This is a genomic window from Robertmurraya korlensis NBRC 107688 (genome assembly GCF_001591645.1).
Lineage (GTDB): Bacteria > Bacillota > Bacilli > Bacillales > Cytobacillaceae > Robertmurraya_A.
Genome location: NZ_BCVH01000018.1, coordinates 51,210 through 68,448, shown reverse-complemented (window position 1 = coordinate 68,448; position 17,239 = coordinate 51,210). Strand labels below are relative to the sequence as shown.

14 protein-coding genes are annotated in these 17,239 nt (G+C 40.6%); 10 read left to right on the top strand and 4 right to left on the bottom strand.

Annotated elements, in window-relative coordinates; all coding sequences use genetic code 11:
- Positions 1–7: 7 nt before the first annotated feature.
- From BKO01S_RS18685 to gatB, 8 genes are all read left to right on the top strand, one after another.
- Complete coding sequence (locus BKO01S_RS18685; protein WP_066057807.1) at positions 8–1,177, top strand: CamS family sex pheromone protein; 1,170 nt, start codon at positions 8–10, stop codon at positions 1,175–1,177.
- Positions 1,178–1,472: 295 nt separating this feature from the next.
- Positions 1,473–3,020 (top strand): L-glutamate gamma-semialdehyde dehydrogenase, encoded by a 1,548-nt coding sequence (gene pruA, locus BKO01S_RS18680; protein ID WP_066057806.1) that lies wholly within the window; start codon positions 1,473–1,475, stop codon positions 3,018–3,020.
- A gap of 459 nt (positions 3,021–3,479) precedes the next feature.
- Positions 3,480–4,988 (top strand): sodium/proline symporter PutP, encoded by a 1,509-nt coding sequence (gene putP / locus BKO01S_RS18675; protein WP_066057804.1) that lies wholly within the window; start codon positions 3,480–3,482, stop codon positions 4,986–4,988.
- 285 nt (positions 4,989–5,273) lie between these two features.
- Complete coding sequence (gene aceA / locus BKO01S_RS18670; protein WP_066057801.1) at positions 5,274–6,557, top strand: isocitrate lyase; 1,284 nt, start codon at positions 5,274–5,276, stop codon at positions 6,555–6,557.
- 163 nt (positions 6,558–6,720) lie between these two features.
- Positions 6,721–7,146, top strand: a complete 426-nt coding sequence (locus BKO01S_RS18665) for a YueI family protein (RefSeq protein WP_066057798.1) — start codon at positions 6,721–6,723, stop codon at positions 7,144–7,146.
- A 111-nt stretch (positions 7,147–7,257) separates the two neighbouring features.
- Positions 7,258–7,548 (top strand): Asp-tRNA(Asn)/Glu-tRNA(Gln) amidotransferase subunit GatC, encoded by a 291-nt coding sequence (gene gatC, locus BKO01S_RS18660; RefSeq protein WP_066057795.1) that lies wholly within the window; start codon positions 7,258–7,260, stop codon positions 7,546–7,548.
- Positions 7,549–7,559: 11 nt separating this feature from the next.
- Positions 7,560–9,017, top strand: a complete 1,458-nt coding sequence (gene gatA, locus BKO01S_RS18655) for an Asp-tRNA(Asn)/Glu-tRNA(Gln) amidotransferase subunit GatA (RefSeq protein ID WP_066057792.1) — start codon at positions 7,560–7,562, stop codon at positions 9,015–9,017.
- Positions 9,018–9,029: 12 nt separating this feature from the next.
- Entirely contained in the window at positions 9,030–10,457 is a 1,428-nt protein-coding gene (gene gatB, locus BKO01S_RS18650) for an Asp-tRNA(Asn)/Glu-tRNA(Gln) amidotransferase subunit GatB (protein WP_066057789.1), read from the top strand.
- 42 nt (positions 10,458–10,499) lie between these two features.
- Here gatB and BKO01S_RS18645 read toward each other — a convergent pair whose 3' ends face one another.
- From BKO01S_RS18645 to plsY, 4 genes are all read right to left on the bottom strand, one after another.
- Entirely contained in the window at positions 10,500–11,009 is a 510-nt protein-coding gene (locus BKO01S_RS18645) for a DoxX family membrane protein (protein ID WP_066057785.1), read from the bottom strand.
- A gap of 152 nt (positions 11,010–11,161) precedes the next feature.
- Complete coding sequence (locus BKO01S_RS18640; RefSeq protein WP_066057782.1) at positions 11,162–11,671, bottom strand: DoxX family protein; 510 nt, start codon at positions 11,669–11,671, stop codon at positions 11,162–11,164.
- A 256-nt stretch (positions 11,672–11,927) separates the two neighbouring features.
- Entirely contained in the window at positions 11,928–13,412 is a 1,485-nt protein-coding gene (putP, locus tag BKO01S_RS18635) for a sodium/proline symporter PutP (RefSeq protein ID WP_066057779.1), read from the bottom strand.
- Positions 13,413–13,637: 225 nt separating this feature from the next.
- Complete coding sequence (plsY, locus tag BKO01S_RS18630) at positions 13,638–14,249, bottom strand: glycerol-3-phosphate 1-O-acyltransferase PlsY (RefSeq protein ID WP_066057776.1); 612 nt, start codon at positions 14,247–14,249, stop codon at positions 13,638–13,640.
- Positions 14,250–14,537: 288 nt separating this feature from the next.
- Between plsY and BKO01S_RS18625 the strand changes: the two genes are divergently transcribed.
- The gene (locus BKO01S_RS18625; RefSeq protein WP_066057773.1) at positions 14,538–15,476 is read left to right on the top strand and encodes a diacylglycerol kinase; all 939 of its coding nucleotides are present in this window, start codon (positions 14,538–14,540) and stop codon (positions 15,474–15,476) included.
- Between the two features lie 310 nt (positions 15,477–15,786).
- Positions 15,787–17,175 carry a 23S rRNA (uracil(1939)-C(5))-methyltransferase RlmD gene (gene rlmD, locus BKO01S_RS18620; protein WP_066057770.1) on the top strand — a complete coding sequence of 463 codons (1,389 nt, stop codon included), beginning with the start codon at positions 15,787–15,789 and terminating at the stop codon, positions 17,173–17,175.
- The last annotated feature ends 64 nt before the right edge of the window (positions 17,176–17,239 follow it).

Below are 17,239 nucleotides of genomic sequence, written 5' to 3'. Positions count from 1 at the left end.
TGATACCATGAGGAAGATTCTAATGGTGGCTCTTACCGTTCTCTTGACCTTAACAGCCTGTGCTCCTAACCTAAAGAAGCAGGAAGAGGTTGTACAAGAAAACGATGATTCAAAAGAAAAAGCCATTATACCGAAGTATCAGATTTCTGATCAATACTATCGGACAATCCTACCTTTCGAGCCATCACAAGCAAGAGGGTTAATCGTAAATAACTTAAACACAAGATACGATATCAGTGAGTTTGAAACCGGGTTAATGAGACTTGCGCAAACGTCCTTTGGACCGGATAAATATCTTTTTAAAGAAGGTCAAAATCTGGACCGAGAAACGGTTGGTTTATGGCTGAACCGGAAAATGACGGAGGGGCAGCTACAAGAGGCTGGTTTAAAAGAAGATGAAAACCTTGGTTTGAATCCGCAAATTCCTGAAGGTGGAGATATAGCAGCCAATAATGAGCAAAACCCAATCTATTTAGCGCATCTTTTAGAGCATAACTATCTTCTTAAAGATGAAGATGGAACCGTACGTTTAGGGGGGGTAGTTATAGGGCTAGCTTTAAACTCTATTCACTATTACCAGAAGGAAGCCTATGGTGCCACGTATGAGTCTGAAATTCCTCAAGAAAAACTTGAAGAAGAAGGAAAAAGAATCGCTAGTGAAGTAATTACTAGACTTCGTGGAATGAAGAGCTTAGCAAATGTGCCAATTACAATCGCTCTTTTTAAACAGAAAAGCCGTTCTTCGGTTGTTCCAGGTAATTTTATCGCTTACGCCTCAGCAGATAAAGGAAGCTCAAAATTGGGTGCTTGGCAAAGTGTAAACGAAAATTATTTCTTGTTTCCGTCTACAGAAGCGACAAATGCACACCGTGATGATGTCACATTCTTTCTGAATTTTAAACAGGATGTAGAAACTTATTTTCCAAATTTCAATGGTGTCATTGGCCAAGCTTTTTATGTAGGAGACCAGCTTCAAGAGTTGAAAATCGATATACCGATTCAGTTTTATGGGAAAGCAGAGGCAGTTGGTTTCACGCAATATGTTACGGGGTTAGTAATGGAACATTTCCCTGACTACTATTCCGTGGAGGTTAACATTACTTCTGTTAATGGACAGGAAGGTCTTATCGTAAAAGAGGCGGGAGACAAAGAACCATTTGTTCATATTTATAAATAATCAAAGGACAAGGTGAAATGCCTTGTCTTTTTATAGGGTAAGAAAGTATAAAAGTTTGTACATTGAAAATTGTCCAGCTTCAGCGCCCAGCAACTAGTGTACTTCGATCTTCTCCCTACGATAAGTCAACATCGAATCGCTTTCGCTCTCCGTGTTTCCTTTATCTCAGTCGAAGCTCTCCAGTCCATACGTTGCTAGACGGGCGCTTACGCTTTTCTTGTGTACATTTGAAGGTCGATTTGTTAGCATGCTAAATGGAGTGTAAAACGTTTTCACATATAAGGAGGCGGAAGAATTGGTACAACAGTATAAACATGAACCATTCACAGACTTTTCTAATGAACGTGAACGCGAAGGGTTTTTATTAGGATTAAAAACGGTAGAAGGATATCTTGGCCAGGACTACGATTTAATCATTGGTGGCGAACGAGTTTCTACAGAAGATAAGATTGTATCCTATAATCCATCAAATAAAGCAGAAGTAGTGGGACGGGTCTCTAAGGCAACTCGTGACTTAGCAGAAAAAGCCATGCAAGCGGCTGTAGAAGCATTTAAAACGTGGAGAAAAGCAAAGCCTGAATTACGTGCCGATGTGCTATTTAAAGCTGCCGCCATCATTCGTCGCCGCAAGCACGAGTTCTCTGCGCTGTTAACAAAGGAAGCAGGGAAGCCTTGGAGGGAAGCAGATGCTGATACGGCAGAAGCCATCGACTTCTTAGAATATTATGCACGTCAAATGTTGTTACTAAAGGACGGTGTACCGGTAAATAGCCGACCAAATGAATTCAACCGTTATGACTATATTCCGTTGGGTGTTGGAATCATCATCTCTCCTTGGAACTTCCCGCTAGCGATCATGGCTGGAACCACTGTGGCTGCCATCGTATCCGGAAATACGGTTCTTTTAAAACCGGCTTCCACCACTCCGGTCGTGGCAGCAAAGTTTGTGGAGGTCATGGAAGAAGCAGGACTACCAAAAGGTGTACTAAACTTTGTCCCTGGTAGCGGAGCGGAAGTAGGTGACTATTTGGTTGACCACAAGGATACACGATTCATCTCCTTTACAGGTTCAAGAGATGTGGGACTTCGTATTTTCGAGCGTGCCTCTAAATTAAATGAAGGTCAAATCTGGTTAAAGCGTGTGATCGCAGAGATGGGTGGAAAGGATACCATTGTTGTTGATAAAGAAGCGGATCTTGGATTGGCAGCACAAGCCATTGTTGCCTCGGCATTTGGCTTCTCTGGTCAAAAATGTTCCGCTTGCTCGCGTGCGGTGATCGTGGAGGATGTTTACGATACCGTGTTAAAGCGCGTCGTGGAATTAACAAATGAATTGACTCTTGGAAATCCGGAAGAGCAAAGCATGGATATGGGACCAGTTATCGACCAAAGTGCCTTTGATAAGATCATGAGCTATATTGAGATAGGAAAACAGGAAGGACGCTTAGTTGCTGGTGGAGAAGGAGCTAACTCCAAAGGCTTCTTTATTAAGCCTACGGTATTTGCAGACTTAGCACCAGATGCGCGAATCATGCAAGAGGAGATCTTCGGACCAGTTGTTGGGTTTACAAAAGCAAAAGACTTTACAGAAGCCATTGAAATTGCCAACAACACAGAATATGGGTTAACGGGGGCTGTTATAACAACAAACCGTGAACATATTCAACAAGCCCGTGAAGACTTCCATGTCGGTAACCTATACTTTAACCGAACTTGTACAGGTGCGATCGTAGGTTATCAGCCATTCGGAGGATTTAACATGTCAGGAACCGACTCCAAAGCGGGTGGGCCAGATTATTTACTGCTACATCTCCAAGCAAAAACAACATCTGAAATGTATTAATTTAGAGCAGGCACCACTCCTTAATGGGGGTGGTGTTTTTTGCTGTGGCCCTTGAGTTGGGGAGGAGGGGGCAAAGAAGGCGTTTATGACGTAAGGATAAGGGGATTACAAGCAGGAGGAGTTATAAAAAAAGTGTGCGATAGAATCCCCCTTTTTAAAAGAAAAAATCTAACACCAATTCAATAGAAATCACTCAAAAATCGCCATTTTTTCAATTTAATTTTATAAATTTCGATGTATACATATCGGGAAACGAAGGGCTGAGCCCTATAAACATACAAAAACTATGAATATTTATAAATTTACCGTTTAGTTTTCAGATAATTCAGTTAGATAGAGCCTAGTATCTATGCTACGCTTGTTATGTTGGTTCGGTTGCGGAAAGAAATGATGTGTATAATTTTACAAAAGAATTGTATGAGCCAATCAAATTACTGAGAGGGGAAATGTGAAAAAAATATGGAAACAGCTACTTTGGTTACCTTTATTGTGTACCTAGTTGGCATGCTGATCATTGGTTTGATTTCGTATAAGCTAACTAGCAATCTATCGGACTATGTATTGGGAGGAAGAAGTCTTGGACCAGGTGTCACAGCGTTAAGTGCTGGTGCCTCTGATATGAGTTCATGGCTACTACTTGGATTACCAGGTCTTGCATATGCAACGGGAATGGATTCCATCTGGATGTGTGTTGGTTTATTAGTTGGTGCTTATCTAAATTGGAAATTTGTCGCTTCAAGATTACGATCGTACACTGAGGTCGCAAATGATTCGATTACTGTCCCCGATTTTTTTGAAAATCGCTTCAAAGATCAATCACGTTTACTACGAGTTATCTCCGCGTTAGTTATATTAATCTTTTTCACCTTTTACGCTTCCTCAGGGCTAGTAGGAGGAGCATTATTATTCCAAGAAACATTTGGGATGTCTTATAATACAGCTCTATTTATTGGGGCAATAGTTATTATTTCGTATACCTTTTTAGGTGGATTCTTAGCTGTTAGTTGGACGGACTTTTTCCAAGGGTTATTAATGTTCCTTGCATTGGTGATTGTTCCAATTGTAGCTATTGTTAAGTTAGGTGGCTGGGGAGAGTCGATGGACACGATTCGAAGTATTGATCCGTCGTATCTCAATGCTTTTGACTCAGTTACGGCCATGGGTACCATTTCGTTACTTGCATGGGGCTTAGGATACTTCGGTCAACCGCATATTATTACCCGCTTCATGGGAATCCGTTCGATCGAAGAAGTAAGAAAAGCCAGATGGATTGGTATGAGCTGGATGACGATTTCAATTGTGGGAGCTATCGTTGTTGGATTAGTCGGGATCGCCTATTTTGCTGATAATCCACTCATTACAGCTGATGTGAATAATAGCGAAAAAGTATTTATATTTTTCTCAGACGTCTTATTTAATCCATGGGTGTCAGGGATTCTGCTTGCTGCCATTCTTTCGGCAATTATGAGTACCATCGATTCACAGCTATTGGTTTCTTCAAGTGCGTTAGCCGAAGACTTTTACAAAGCGCTGTTCCGAAAGAATGCTAGTGATGCAGAATTGGTGTGGGTTGGTAGACTAGGTGTGGTTGTCATCGCCTTAGTTGCTATCGCACTTGCTTACACAGGCAATCCTGCAAATGGTGGAGCGTCCATCTTAGATCTTGTTAGTTATGCATGGGGAGGATTTGGTGCCGCATTTGGTCCAGTTATTATCCTTTCTCTATATTGGAATCGTATGAACCGAAATGGTGCTCTAGCAGGTATGATTACAGGTGCTGTTACTGTTGTTGTATGGAAGCAGTTAACGGCAGCAGGAATTATTCCTTTCGAGTTATATGAAATCGTGCCTGGATTTATCTTAGCAACCATTGCCATCATCGTGTTCAGCTTAACAGGAAACGAACCGAGAAAAATCATTAAAGAAGAATTTGTTGAAGCAGTTGAGAACGACGTTGAAAGTAGATAATTAATTAAAGTATTAACCACTCGCAGGTTTGCGGGTGGTTTTTTTGTGTTGTAGTTTAATTGACTGTAAGTTTACTAGAGCCATAATTGCCCGTTGGTGATTTTCTGGAGGACGAATGGGAGTCCCTAGCAAGCCGCTTCCGCTTTAGGTTTTTTTGTCGAAAAAATAATCAGAAAATTTTAGAAAAAGTGGTTCCTATCTCCAAAACTCTGTTATATAATACAACATGTAAACACAACTGTATTATAACAAAGGGGACATTAATCGAAGGGAGAGGTTTTTAACATGACGAATGAAAGAGCTAGGGAGTTACAGGAAAGCTGGGAAATGGATGCGCGTTGGAAGGGGATTGAAAGACCGTATTCTGCAGAAGAGGTTATAAAATTAAGGGGTTCTATTGATATTGAACATACGCTTGCTCGCCGAGGTTCAGAAAAACTGTGGAAGCTTGTGGATGAAGAAGACTTCGTAAACGCACTTGGGGCGTTAACAGGCAATCAGGCGGTGCAACAGGTGAAGGCAGGCTTGAAGGCCATATACTTAAGCGGCTGGCAGGTTGCAGCAGATGCCAACCTTTCTGGGCACATGTATCCGGATCAAAGCCTGTATCCAGCCAACTCTGTACCAAGTGTGGTAAAGAGAATTAATCAAGCGTTACAACGTGCGGACCAAATTACTCACTCGGAAGGGGACGACTCGATTGATTGGTTTGCGCCAATCGTGGCAGATGCTGAGGCTGGCTTTGGTGGACAATTAAATTGCTTTGAACTGATGAAAGGCATGATTGAAGCGGGCGCTGCAGGGGTTCACTTTGAAGATCAACTATCTTCTGAGAAAAAATGTGGTCACCTAGGTGGAAAAGTACTTCTTCCAACACAAACGGCTGTACGAAACCTTATTGCTGCGCGTCTTGCTGCAGATGTAATGGGTGTTCCAACTGTACTAGTAGCAAGAACGGATGCCAATGCTGCAGACCTAATCACTAGTGATGTGGACCCTGTTGATGCTCCGTTTATTACAGGAGAAAGAACTCCAGAAGGATTTTTCCGAACGAAAGCTGGGCTTGACCAAGCGATTGCTAGGGGATTAGCGTATGCACCATACGCAGACCTTATTTGGTGTGAAACCTCTGAGCCGAATATTGAAGAAGCACGACGATTTGCCGAAGCGATCCATGAGAAATTCCCTGGAAAGCTTTTAGCCTATAATTGTTCTCCATCGTTTAACTGGAAAAAGAAGCTGGATGATGACACGATTGCGAAATTCCAAATCGAACTTGGAAAAATGGGCTACAAGTTCCAGTTCGTTACGTTAGCTGGTTTCCATGCCCTAAACCACAGTATGTTTGAACTTGCTCGTGGCTATAAGGATCGTGGAATGGCGGCGTACTCAGAGCTTCAGCAAGCAGAGTTTGCTAGCGAAGAAAACGGCTATACGGCTACAAGACACCAAAGAGAAGTTGGTACAGGATACTTTGACCAAGTCTCAATGGTGATTTCTGGTGGTACTTCTTCCACAACGGCTTTAAAAGGCTCGACGGAAGAAGAGCAGTTTACTGCAACAAAGTAAGTAGCTCCAAACTTGTTTTACACCTTTATTTGTAACCTCCATTTTGTCCTTCTCTTTGAAGTAAAAGGGAAGGGATTTTTTTGTCTTTTATTTTGGGTTATACTTTGTATATGCACTTTTTTAGAGTGGTTTCATACTAAGGTATAAAGGAGGGATCATTGTTTTGCGACCAGATGTAGATGATTATCTTCAACAAGGGATTCACGGGGAAAAAGAAATCAATCCTGAGGAAAGACGTCAGTTTTTAGGTACTCTACGGGAACGCGTGGTAATTGCGTTAAAGCAGGCGCAGCTGATGGAACCAGGAATCTATCCAGAGGTGGAAACGGCTTTAAAGGGAAATAAAAATGCTCATTTGTATTTAAACGGCAACATGAGTTACGAATATTTATCAAAATATAAAAAGATTGCGGATAAGTTTGATTTAGAGTATACGATTGTCACGAACAAAGAATATGACTCAGAGCTGGGGCTTGTTCTAGCCTATGATTACGCGATAGATAAGGAAAGTATTTATGTTGAAAAGAAGGTAACCATAGATCCACCTCCAAAGAAAAAGGGTTTCTTTGGAAAGTTATTTGGCAACTGACTAGCAGACACCAAATGTGTACTGCTTTTTCTCTTTGCCCAAAGCCTAAAACTTTGTTATCATCAGTGTATTATTGTGTGAAAAGTTCAAAAAAATATTGGAGGTGAGAGGATGTCAAGAATATCCATTGAAGAAGTAAAGCATGTGGCTCATTTGGCACGACTTGCGATTACGGAAGATGAGGCTGTGAACTTTCAAAAACAGCTTGATGCAATCATTACATTCTCAGAGCAGTTAAATGAACTTGATACAGAAAATGTGGAACCGACGTCCCATGTTTTAGATATTAAAAATGTATTAAGAGAAGATGTTTCAAAGGAAGGCTTACCACAGGAGCTTGTATTGAAAAATGCACCAGACCATCAGGACGGACAAATTAAAGTTCCGCCAATTATTGAGTAAGGAGGGTCAGCATGAGTTTATTTGATCAAAAAATATCTGTCCTTCACGAGCAGCTACATAAAAAGGAAATCAGTGTAACAGACCTTGTAGAAGAATCGTATAAAAGGATTAAGGCAGTAGATGAACAGGTATCTGCATTTTTGACATTAGATGAAGAACGCGCTCGAAGCCAAGCTGAAAAATTAAATGAAAAGCTGGGAACTGACGAGGCAAAGGGTTTACTATTCGGAATGCCGATTGGAATTAAAGACAATATTGTAACAAAGGATTTACGTACAACAGCAGCTAGCCAAATTTTACATAATTTCGATCCTATTTATGATGCAACAGTCGTACGAAAGCTACAAGAAGCGGAAACCATTACGATTGGGAAACTAAATATGGACGAGTTTGCGATGGGATCTTCTACGGAAAACTCAAGCTTTACAAAGACAAAGAACCCATGGAATTTGGAAACCGTTCCTGGTGGATCTTCAGGTGGCTCTGCTGCAGCGGTAGCAGCAGGTGAGGTTCCTTTTTCTTTAGGTTCTGATACAGGCGGTTCTATCCGTCAGCCAGCTAGTTTTTGTGGAGTCGTTGGTCTAAAGCCTACATATGGACGAGTATCTCGTTTTGGCTTAATTGCCTTTGCTTCTTCCCTTGATCAAATTGGTCCGATTACAAGAACGGTAGAAGACAATGCATTCGTGTTACAAGCAATCGCTGGTGTGGACCCAATGGATTCTACCTCTGCCAATGTTGAAGTTCCATCTTATGTGAATGCCTTAACAGGTGATGTGAAGGGACTAAAGATTGGTGTGCCAAAGGAATACATTGGTGAAGGTGTGAATCCAGAGGTTCGTGAATCTGTTCTTAAAGCCCTTGCGACACTAGAAAAGCTAGGAGCTACTTGGGAAGAGGTTTCTCTGCCGCATTCTAAATACGCACTTTCTACCTATTACCTTTTAAGCTCATCGGAAGCTTCAGCTAATCTAGCACGCTTTGACGGAGTAAGATATGGCTATCGATCTCCAAATTCGGACAACTTAATGGATCTGTATAAAAACTCAAGAGCGGAAGGCTTTGGAGATGAAGTAAAACGCAGAATTATGCTTGGTACATTCGCTTTAAGCTCAGGCTATTATGATGCGTATTATAAGAAAGCACAAAAGGCTCGTACATTGATTAAAAAGGATTTTGAAGATGTATTTGCTAAGTACGATGTAATTGTTGGACCAACAACACCAACACCAGCTTTTAAAATTGGAGAAAAGACAAGCGATCCACTAACGATGTATGCCAACGATATTCTAACGATTCCAGTCAATCTTGCTGGAGTACCTGGAATTTCTGTTCCTTGTGGCTTTGATCAAGGATTGCCATTGGGTCTTCAAATTATTGGTAAACACTTTGATGAAGCAACGGTCTACCGTGTAGCTCATGCATTTGAGCAGGCGACAGACTTCCATAAACAAAAGCCAGGTCTGTAAGGGGGGATAACAATGGAATTTGAAACGGTAATTGGACTTGAAGTCCATGTAGAGTTAAAAACGGAATCAAAAATATTCTCCGCGAGTCCCAATCATTTTGGTGCGGAACCTAATACAAATACAACGGTAATTGATCTTGGGTATCCAGGCGTATTACCAGTTCTAAATAAAAAGGTTGTTGACTACGGCATGAAGGCTTGTATGGCCCTCAACTGTGAAGTAGCCACTCATACAAAATTTGATCGAAAAAATTACTTTTATCCAGACAACCCGAAGGCCTATCAAATTTCTCAATTTGATCAGCCAATTGGTGAACATGGCTTTATTGAAATTGAAGTAGATGGATATAAGAAGAAAATCGGCATCACTAGAATTCATTTAGAAGAGGATGCTGGAAAGCTGAATCATGGAAATGGATATTCTCTATGTGACTACAACCGTCAAGGAACACCTCTTATTGAGATTGTTTCTGAACCGGATATTCGTACAGCAAATGAAGCTTATGCCTACCTAGAAAAGTTAAAATCAATTATTCAATATACAGGAGTATCTGATTGTAAGATGGAGGAAGGCTCCCTACGATGTGATGCGAATATTTCCATTCGTCCTGTTGGTCAAGAGGAATTTGGAACAAAGACCGAATTAAAGAACTTAAATTCTTTTAACTTTGTTCGTAAAGGAATCGAATATGAAGTAAAACGTCAAGAAGAAGTGGTTCGAGCTGGCGGAACGATTCAACAGGAAACACGTCGCTATGATGAAGCGACGAATTCCACTTCGCTCATGAGGGTGAAAGAAGGGTCGGAGGATTATCGCTATTTCCCTGAACCGGATTTAACGGATCTGTATATTGATGAAGACTGGAAGGCTCGTATTCGTGCGGAAATTCCTGAGCTTCCAGATTCAAGACAGAAGCGTTACACAGAAGAGTGGGGATTACCGGCTTATGATGCGGCTGTCTTAACTGTGGTAAAAGAGACAGCAGACTTCTTTGAAGCAACTGTTGCGGCAGGTGCAGATCCGAAGCAAGCTTCCAACTGGATCATGGGTGAATTATCAGCATACTTAAATGCTGAGCAAAAAGAGCTGCACGATGTAGCCCTTACTCCTGAAGGACTAGCTGGTATGATTAAGCTGATCAGTGATGGAACGATTTCTTCAAAGATTGCGAAGAAGGTGTTCAAGGAGCTTGTTGAAAAAGGTGGAAGTGCAGAGAAAATTGTTAAGGACCAGGGTCTTGTACAAATTTCTGATGAAGGTGCTCTTCTGAAAGTCATTTCTGAAGTGCTTGATGCCAACCCACAATCCATTGAGGACTTTAAAAATGGGAAGGAAAAAGCGATTGGCTTCCTAGTTGGTCAAATTATGAGGGCAACAAAGGGTCAAGCGAACCCACCATTAGTAAATAAATTATTACAACAAGAGATTCAAAAGCGATAAAAAAAGCTCCCTTGCTAACTAACTAGCAAGGGAGCTTTTCATTTATGCTTTTTGTTGAAGAATATTGATTCCTTTTTTCTCCAATGTTTTGCGAAGAAATGGTACCACATAGTAATCTAAGCCGTAACGACCTGCGTTAAATCCTGCAGCAAGAATAATGACACCCATTAGGATATCTGTTGGGTTGTGAGATACCGTACCAGCTAACATGAAAGAGAAGTTCATCACTAGACCGAAGAACATAGCAGCTGTAGTGAAGCAACCAAGGATTAACCCTAAACCTACTAAAAACTCACCCCATGGAACTAGGAAGTTAAATAAAGCTACGTTTGGTAGTGCAACACCTTCAAGGAAAGATACATACCATCCATAAACAATTCCATCTGGACCAGCCACAGGGTTAGCGATAGATCCTTTTAAAAATCCAGCAGCGTCAAACCCGCCAGTGATTTTGCCCCAACCAGCTGTCATCCAAGCATAACCGAGATACACACGTAATAAAGTAAGAAGTGCTGCAGAAATCTTGTTTTCTCTTAAAAATTGATTAAACATAAATGATTCCGCCTTTCAATAATGGATTTAATAATTACACCTATAATATATAATATTGTAATGAGTTAAAGAATCTTTATGTGAAGATGTTCACAAATTGGTTGAAATCATTTGAACGAAATGTTCACAATGTCCATTCATGACTGAAATCGTTACGCCTTTTGCTGAAGAATATTTGTATCTTTCTTAATAACCGTTTTACGAAGGAAAGGAACTACCCAGTAATCTAAGCCATAACGACCTGCATTGAATCCAGCTGTAAGAATGATCACACCCATTAGAATGTCAGTAGGATTGTTAGATACCGTACCTGCAAGCATGAAAGAGAAGTTCATCACTAAACCAAAGAACATGGCTGCACTTGTAAAGCATCCAAGAATTAATCCTAATCCTACTAAAAACTCGCCCCAAGGTACAAGGAAATTAAATAGATCAACATTCGGTAGTGCCACACCCTCAAGGAATGATACGTACCAGCCGTAAACAATTCCATCTGGACCAGCAACAGGATTAGCAATAGAACCTTTTAAGAATCCAGCAGCATCAAACCCACCAGTTATTTTGCCCCAGCCTGCTGTCATCCAAGCATACCCGAGATACACACGTAATAATGTAAGAAGTGCCGCAGAAATCTTGTTTTCTCTTAGAAATTGATTAAACATAAATGATTCCGCCTTTCAAAAAGGATTTAATTAATGATTACACTCATAATATACTCTGTGGCCATAGTAATAACCATAGGTCTACAGGTAAGTTCACAGTTTGTTAAAGGCTTCTTGACCGAAGTGTGAACTATGTCACTTTTATGAACAACAAGAATAGACAAGTTAACTGGAAATAAGTATGTATTTCCCAGGAAAAGAGTATTTACGACAAAAAAACAACTCATTCGCTGTCGAATGAGTTGCTGTTGTTACTTTATTTTTCCTCTTTCAATAAACGGATAGATTCATAAAATTCCTTTTCAATTTGATCATCTTGCTTAAAAGTTACCATACTAACAATAATCGCAACGATTGCATTTAGGATAAAGCCTGGAACAATTTCATATAGGTCGAAAATTCCACCTTCCGCTTGTTTCCATAGAATGACGGTAATCGCACCGGTGATAATCCCTGAGATCGCTCCCCAATTCGTCATCTTCTTCCAGAAGAGACTAAGAAGAATAACAGGACCAAAGGATGCCCCAAATCCAGCCCATGCGTATGCAACTAGAGCTAAGATCGTATTGTCTTGATCGAGTGCTAATAATAGGGCGATAACGGCTACTGTCAGAACCGCTAACCGTCCTAATAACACGTAATGCTTATCAGTAGCATTCTTCTTCAATAATACTTTGTATAGATCTTCAATTAGTGCACTTGAAGTAACAATCAGTTGTGATGAAATGGTACTCATAACGGCTGCAAGAACAGCAGCTAATAAGAATCCTGCAATAATTGGGTGGAATAAATACTGACCAAGCTCAATAAATACAGCTTCTGGATTTGATAGAGTTAAGTCAGGGTTTTTCTTAAAATAAGCAATCCCAATCATAGCGGTAAAGATCGTACCAATGAGAGAGACAATCATCCACGTCATACCAATACGTCTGGCACTCTTTACTTCTTTAACGGTGGTAATGGCCATAAAGCGTACGATAATATGTGGCTGTCCAAAATATCCCAATCCCCATGCCATGGCAGACACGACACCGATCAAGCTAGCCCCTTTTAATAAATCCATAAATTGTGGATTCACAAGCTTGACGGTCTCAAACGTTTCAGCAGGTCCCCCAGTTTCCATTACTCCTATAATTGGTACGAAAATAAGAGCAAGTAGCATCATGAGACCTTGAATAAAGTCGGTGTAACTTACTGCTAGAAAGCCACCAAATAACGTATAGGCAACAACAACAGCTGAGACGATAAATAATCCAGTATGGTAGCTAACTCCGAAAGAACTTTGGAAGAATACGCCTCCAGATACCATTCCGGAAGAAACATAGAATGTAAAGAATACGAGGATAACAATACCTGAAACAATACGAAGAAGCATGGTTTTGTCTTTGAAACGGTTTTCTAAGTATCCAGGTATGGTGATGGAGTCATTCGCTACTTGAGTATAGGAACGAAGTCTTGGAGCAACCAGGACCCAGTTTAAATAGGCACCAATGGTAAGACCGATGGCAATCCACCCATCTACGATACCGTTTACATAAATGGCCCCAGGCAATCCCATTAAGAGCCAACCACTCATATCAGCAGCCCCAGCACTTAGTGCGGTGACAGCCGGACCTAATGATCTTCCACCTAACATATAGTCTGTAAGATTGCTAGTTTTACGGTAAGAATACCAACCAATAAAGAGCATTCCAGCCATGTAAATAGCAATAGAGATGCCTTGATAAATTTCATTGGACATACATCTTTCCCCCTTTTGTTCTTGAACACAATTGTGTAAATATATGCAATATTCTATCAGTATTATACAAAAGTGACTATATTTTTTTATCCGAAATAAATAGTGAAATAGGTAACATAATGCGATCCTTAAAAACCACTCTATCACACTTTCGAATATTCATGCATTTGCTACAAAAAAATTCAATCAAACGTTTGATTGAATTTTTAATAATGTACTCTTAATTTACTTTTTAGGAGGAATTCGATCATCCTTCAGCTTTTTATCATTAATTTTTAATTCAGTATGATTCAAGTAATTTCGGATATTGGAGCGGTGCAAAAAGAAAAGGAGAAGTAAGAATAAAAAAAATATAAGATCTGTTTTATAACCCTCTTCAAAAAAAGAATAAAAGAGCATGGCGACACCAACCGATATAGATCCGAAAAACACATATTTTGATAGAAAGATAACTACGAAAAACGTAAGAAAAGTAATCAAGAATAAGAAAGGATTATAGACGATTAAAAAACCAGCAGTCGTAGCAATGGCCTTTCCACCACGAAAACCGGCAAATATCGGAAAACAATGCCCGATAACCGCAATGAGTCCTGTATATAATGGATCCAGACTCGAATGGAAGATTTCAGGTAAATAAGTTGCAAGCGCTCCTTTGCCCACATCAACTAAGAGAACAATGATTCCTGCCTTCTTTCCGAGAACCCTAATCGTATTTGTAGCCCCGGGATTGTTACTACCAAGCGTTCGAATATCAACTTGAAAGAGCCATTTTCCAACCAATAAGGCAGTAGGAATGGAGCCGAGTATATAGGCTATGAAAAGCAGTCCATACTCCATATAATTCCTCCTTGTGATTTTCAGTTTTTATCTAAATTTTACCATATTCTCGACAACAAAAAAGATATTTTAGGTTTGTAGAGGATCAAATGAAATGAAGATGGTTATGTAACGTTTCATTAAAGAGACTTTTTTACTTTTACCTATTAGTCATGATATGATAGATTGTCAACAAATTTGCAGGAATGAAGCCTGTGAGATATGATATTAATGTTAATTGATGGAATCGGCAACGGAGTTTACATACAAAAAGATAAGAACCTTATTTTTGAAATAGGATGATGAGAAATGAAGAGAGCAAGAATTATTTATAATCCTACCTCAGGGAGAGAAGCCTTTAAAAAGCAATTGCCAGAGGTACTACAAAAGCTAGAGATAGCCGGATATGAGACTTCTTGTCACGCAACAACTGGTGCAGGGGACGCAACGGAAGCAGCTAGAATTGCGGTAGCTCGTAAATATGACCTTGTCGTAGCAGCAGGTGGAGACGGCACGATTAATGAGGTGGTGAACGGACTTGCTGAGCAGGAATACCGCCCGAAGCTTGGCGTCATTCCCGTTGGAACAACCAATGACTTCGCAAGAGCGCTACATATTCCACGAGACATCGAAGCAGCAGCTGACATTATTGTCAAGGGTGATACCATTCCTGTTGATATCGGTCGGATTAATGACAAGTACTTTATCAATATTGCTGGTGGTGGGCGCTTAACAGAGCTAACCTACGAGGTACCTAGTAAGTTAAAGACGATGCTTGGACAATTGGCGTACTATTTAAAAGGGATTGAAATGCTTCCTTCCATTCGTGCAACTGATTTGACCATTGAGTATGACGGGAAGCTATTTGAGGGAGAGGTCATGCTGTTTCTTGTTGGGTTAACCAACTCAGTTGGTGGATTTGAGAAGCTTGCACCTGATGCTTCCATTAATGATGGGATGTTTACTTTACTGATACTTAAGAAGACCAACTTGGCTGAATTTATCCGAATTGCCACGTTAGCGGTTCGCGGAGAGCATGTGAACGACCCTCATGTCCTTTATACAAAAGCCAACCGGATAAAGGTACATTCGGAGGAGAAGGTTCAACTGAATCTGGACGGAGAATTCGGAGGTCTTTTACCTGCAGAGTTTGTTAACCTCTATCGCCATTTAGAGGTATGTGTCCCAATTGACCAAATACGTGAGCAAGATCGACCAGCAGAGGGCTGGAAATCCTCAGAGAACTAATCGCACAATGTGTGGTTAGTTTTTTTATATGGCTCTTTTCTAAAACATTGTTGCTATTTACACACTTTTTAGTAAATACACTATTTGTTTCAACAGCCAATCAGTATATTATCATCCTTAGAAAAGAGCTAATCTCCAAATAGACCAATAAATCCAGCGTTATGCGGGGAAAAATCCGGCTTTTAGGATTTTTCCAAGACAACAAACTTTACGAAAACAGCCTTTTATGTAGACGGGACTTCGTATTCCGCGCATAGTTATGGTACAATTTTTCTTATCGAAAAATGTCCAAAGATAAAGGAAGTAACCAATGACCAAAACAATACCCGTTCAAAAAAATGATTATATAGAAGTTCAATTTGAAGATTTAACACATGATGGGGCCGGAGTAGCCAAAGTAGATGGCTATCCATTGTTCGTTAAAAATGCACTACCTGGTGAAAGAGCAAAAATAAAGGTGATCAAGGCGGGTAAGGGATATGGATTCGGCCGTTTAGAAGAGATCCTTGAAGAAAGCCCATACCGTGTGAACGCACCTTGCCCGATTTATAAGGAATGTGGCGGCTGTCAGCTTCAACATTTGAGCTATGAAGGACAGCTATTGGCAAAGGAAAAGCAAGTAAGGGATGTTCTTACTCGAATTGGTAAGCTCGAAAATGTAAAGGTTCATCCTGTTTTAGGCATGAGTGAACCATGGAGATACCGAAACAAAGCACAAGTTCCCGTAGGAGAACGAGAAGGAGGCTTGATCGCAGGCTTTTACCAACAGCGTAGCCATGAAATCATCGATATGGAGGCATGTATGATTCAGCAGGAAAAAAATGATGAAGTCGTACAAGCGGTAAAGAAAATCTGTACAAAATACGGAGTCACTGCCTATAACGAGGAGCGTCATAAAGGGACGTTACGACATATCATGGCTCGTCATGGACAAGTCACAAAGGAAGTCATGGTTGTTCTTGTCACGCGAACATCAGAGCTCCCGAACAAAGAGAAGATTGTAAAGGAAATCGTAGAGGCCGTTGAAGGGGTCAAATCGATCATTCAGAATGTCAACTCAAAGAAAACCAACGTCATCCTTGGGGATGAAACCCGTGTGTTATGGGGAGAAGAGGTTATCTATGATTTGATTGGCAACGTGAAATTTGCGATTAGTTCAAGATCATTTTACCAAGTGAATCCAGAGCAAACGAAGGTGCTTTATGACCAAGCACTGTCTTATGCGGAGTTAACTGGTGAGGAAACGGTCATTGATGCTTATTGTGGAATAGGGACGATTTCATTGTTCTTGGCACAGAAGGCTAAGAAGGTGTACGGAGTAGAAATTGTACCAGAGGCCATTGCTGATGCGAATCGTAATGCAGAGTTAAATGGGATTGAAAATGTTGAGTTTGCAGTAGGAGAAGCAGAGGTTGTGATTCCTAATTGGTATAAGGAAGGGATTGTCGCGGATGTTCTTGTCGTAGATCCACCACGTAAAGGCTGCGATGATGCTTTATTGCAAACGATTATTGAGATGAAGCCTAAGAAGGTTGTTTATGTTTCTTGTAATCCAGCTACTTTGGCGCGGGATTTGAGAGTGCTTGAGGATGGAGGATATACCACGCTAGAAGTACAGCCTGTTGATATGTTTCCGCATACTACGCATTGCGAGGCTGTGGCGAAGATAGTTTTGAAGGGAAAAGCAGAAACTAAATAAGGTTTCTGCTTTTTTGGGAGGATTAAAAGTAGTGAACCTTACCATAAATAGAGGAAGTTTTTTG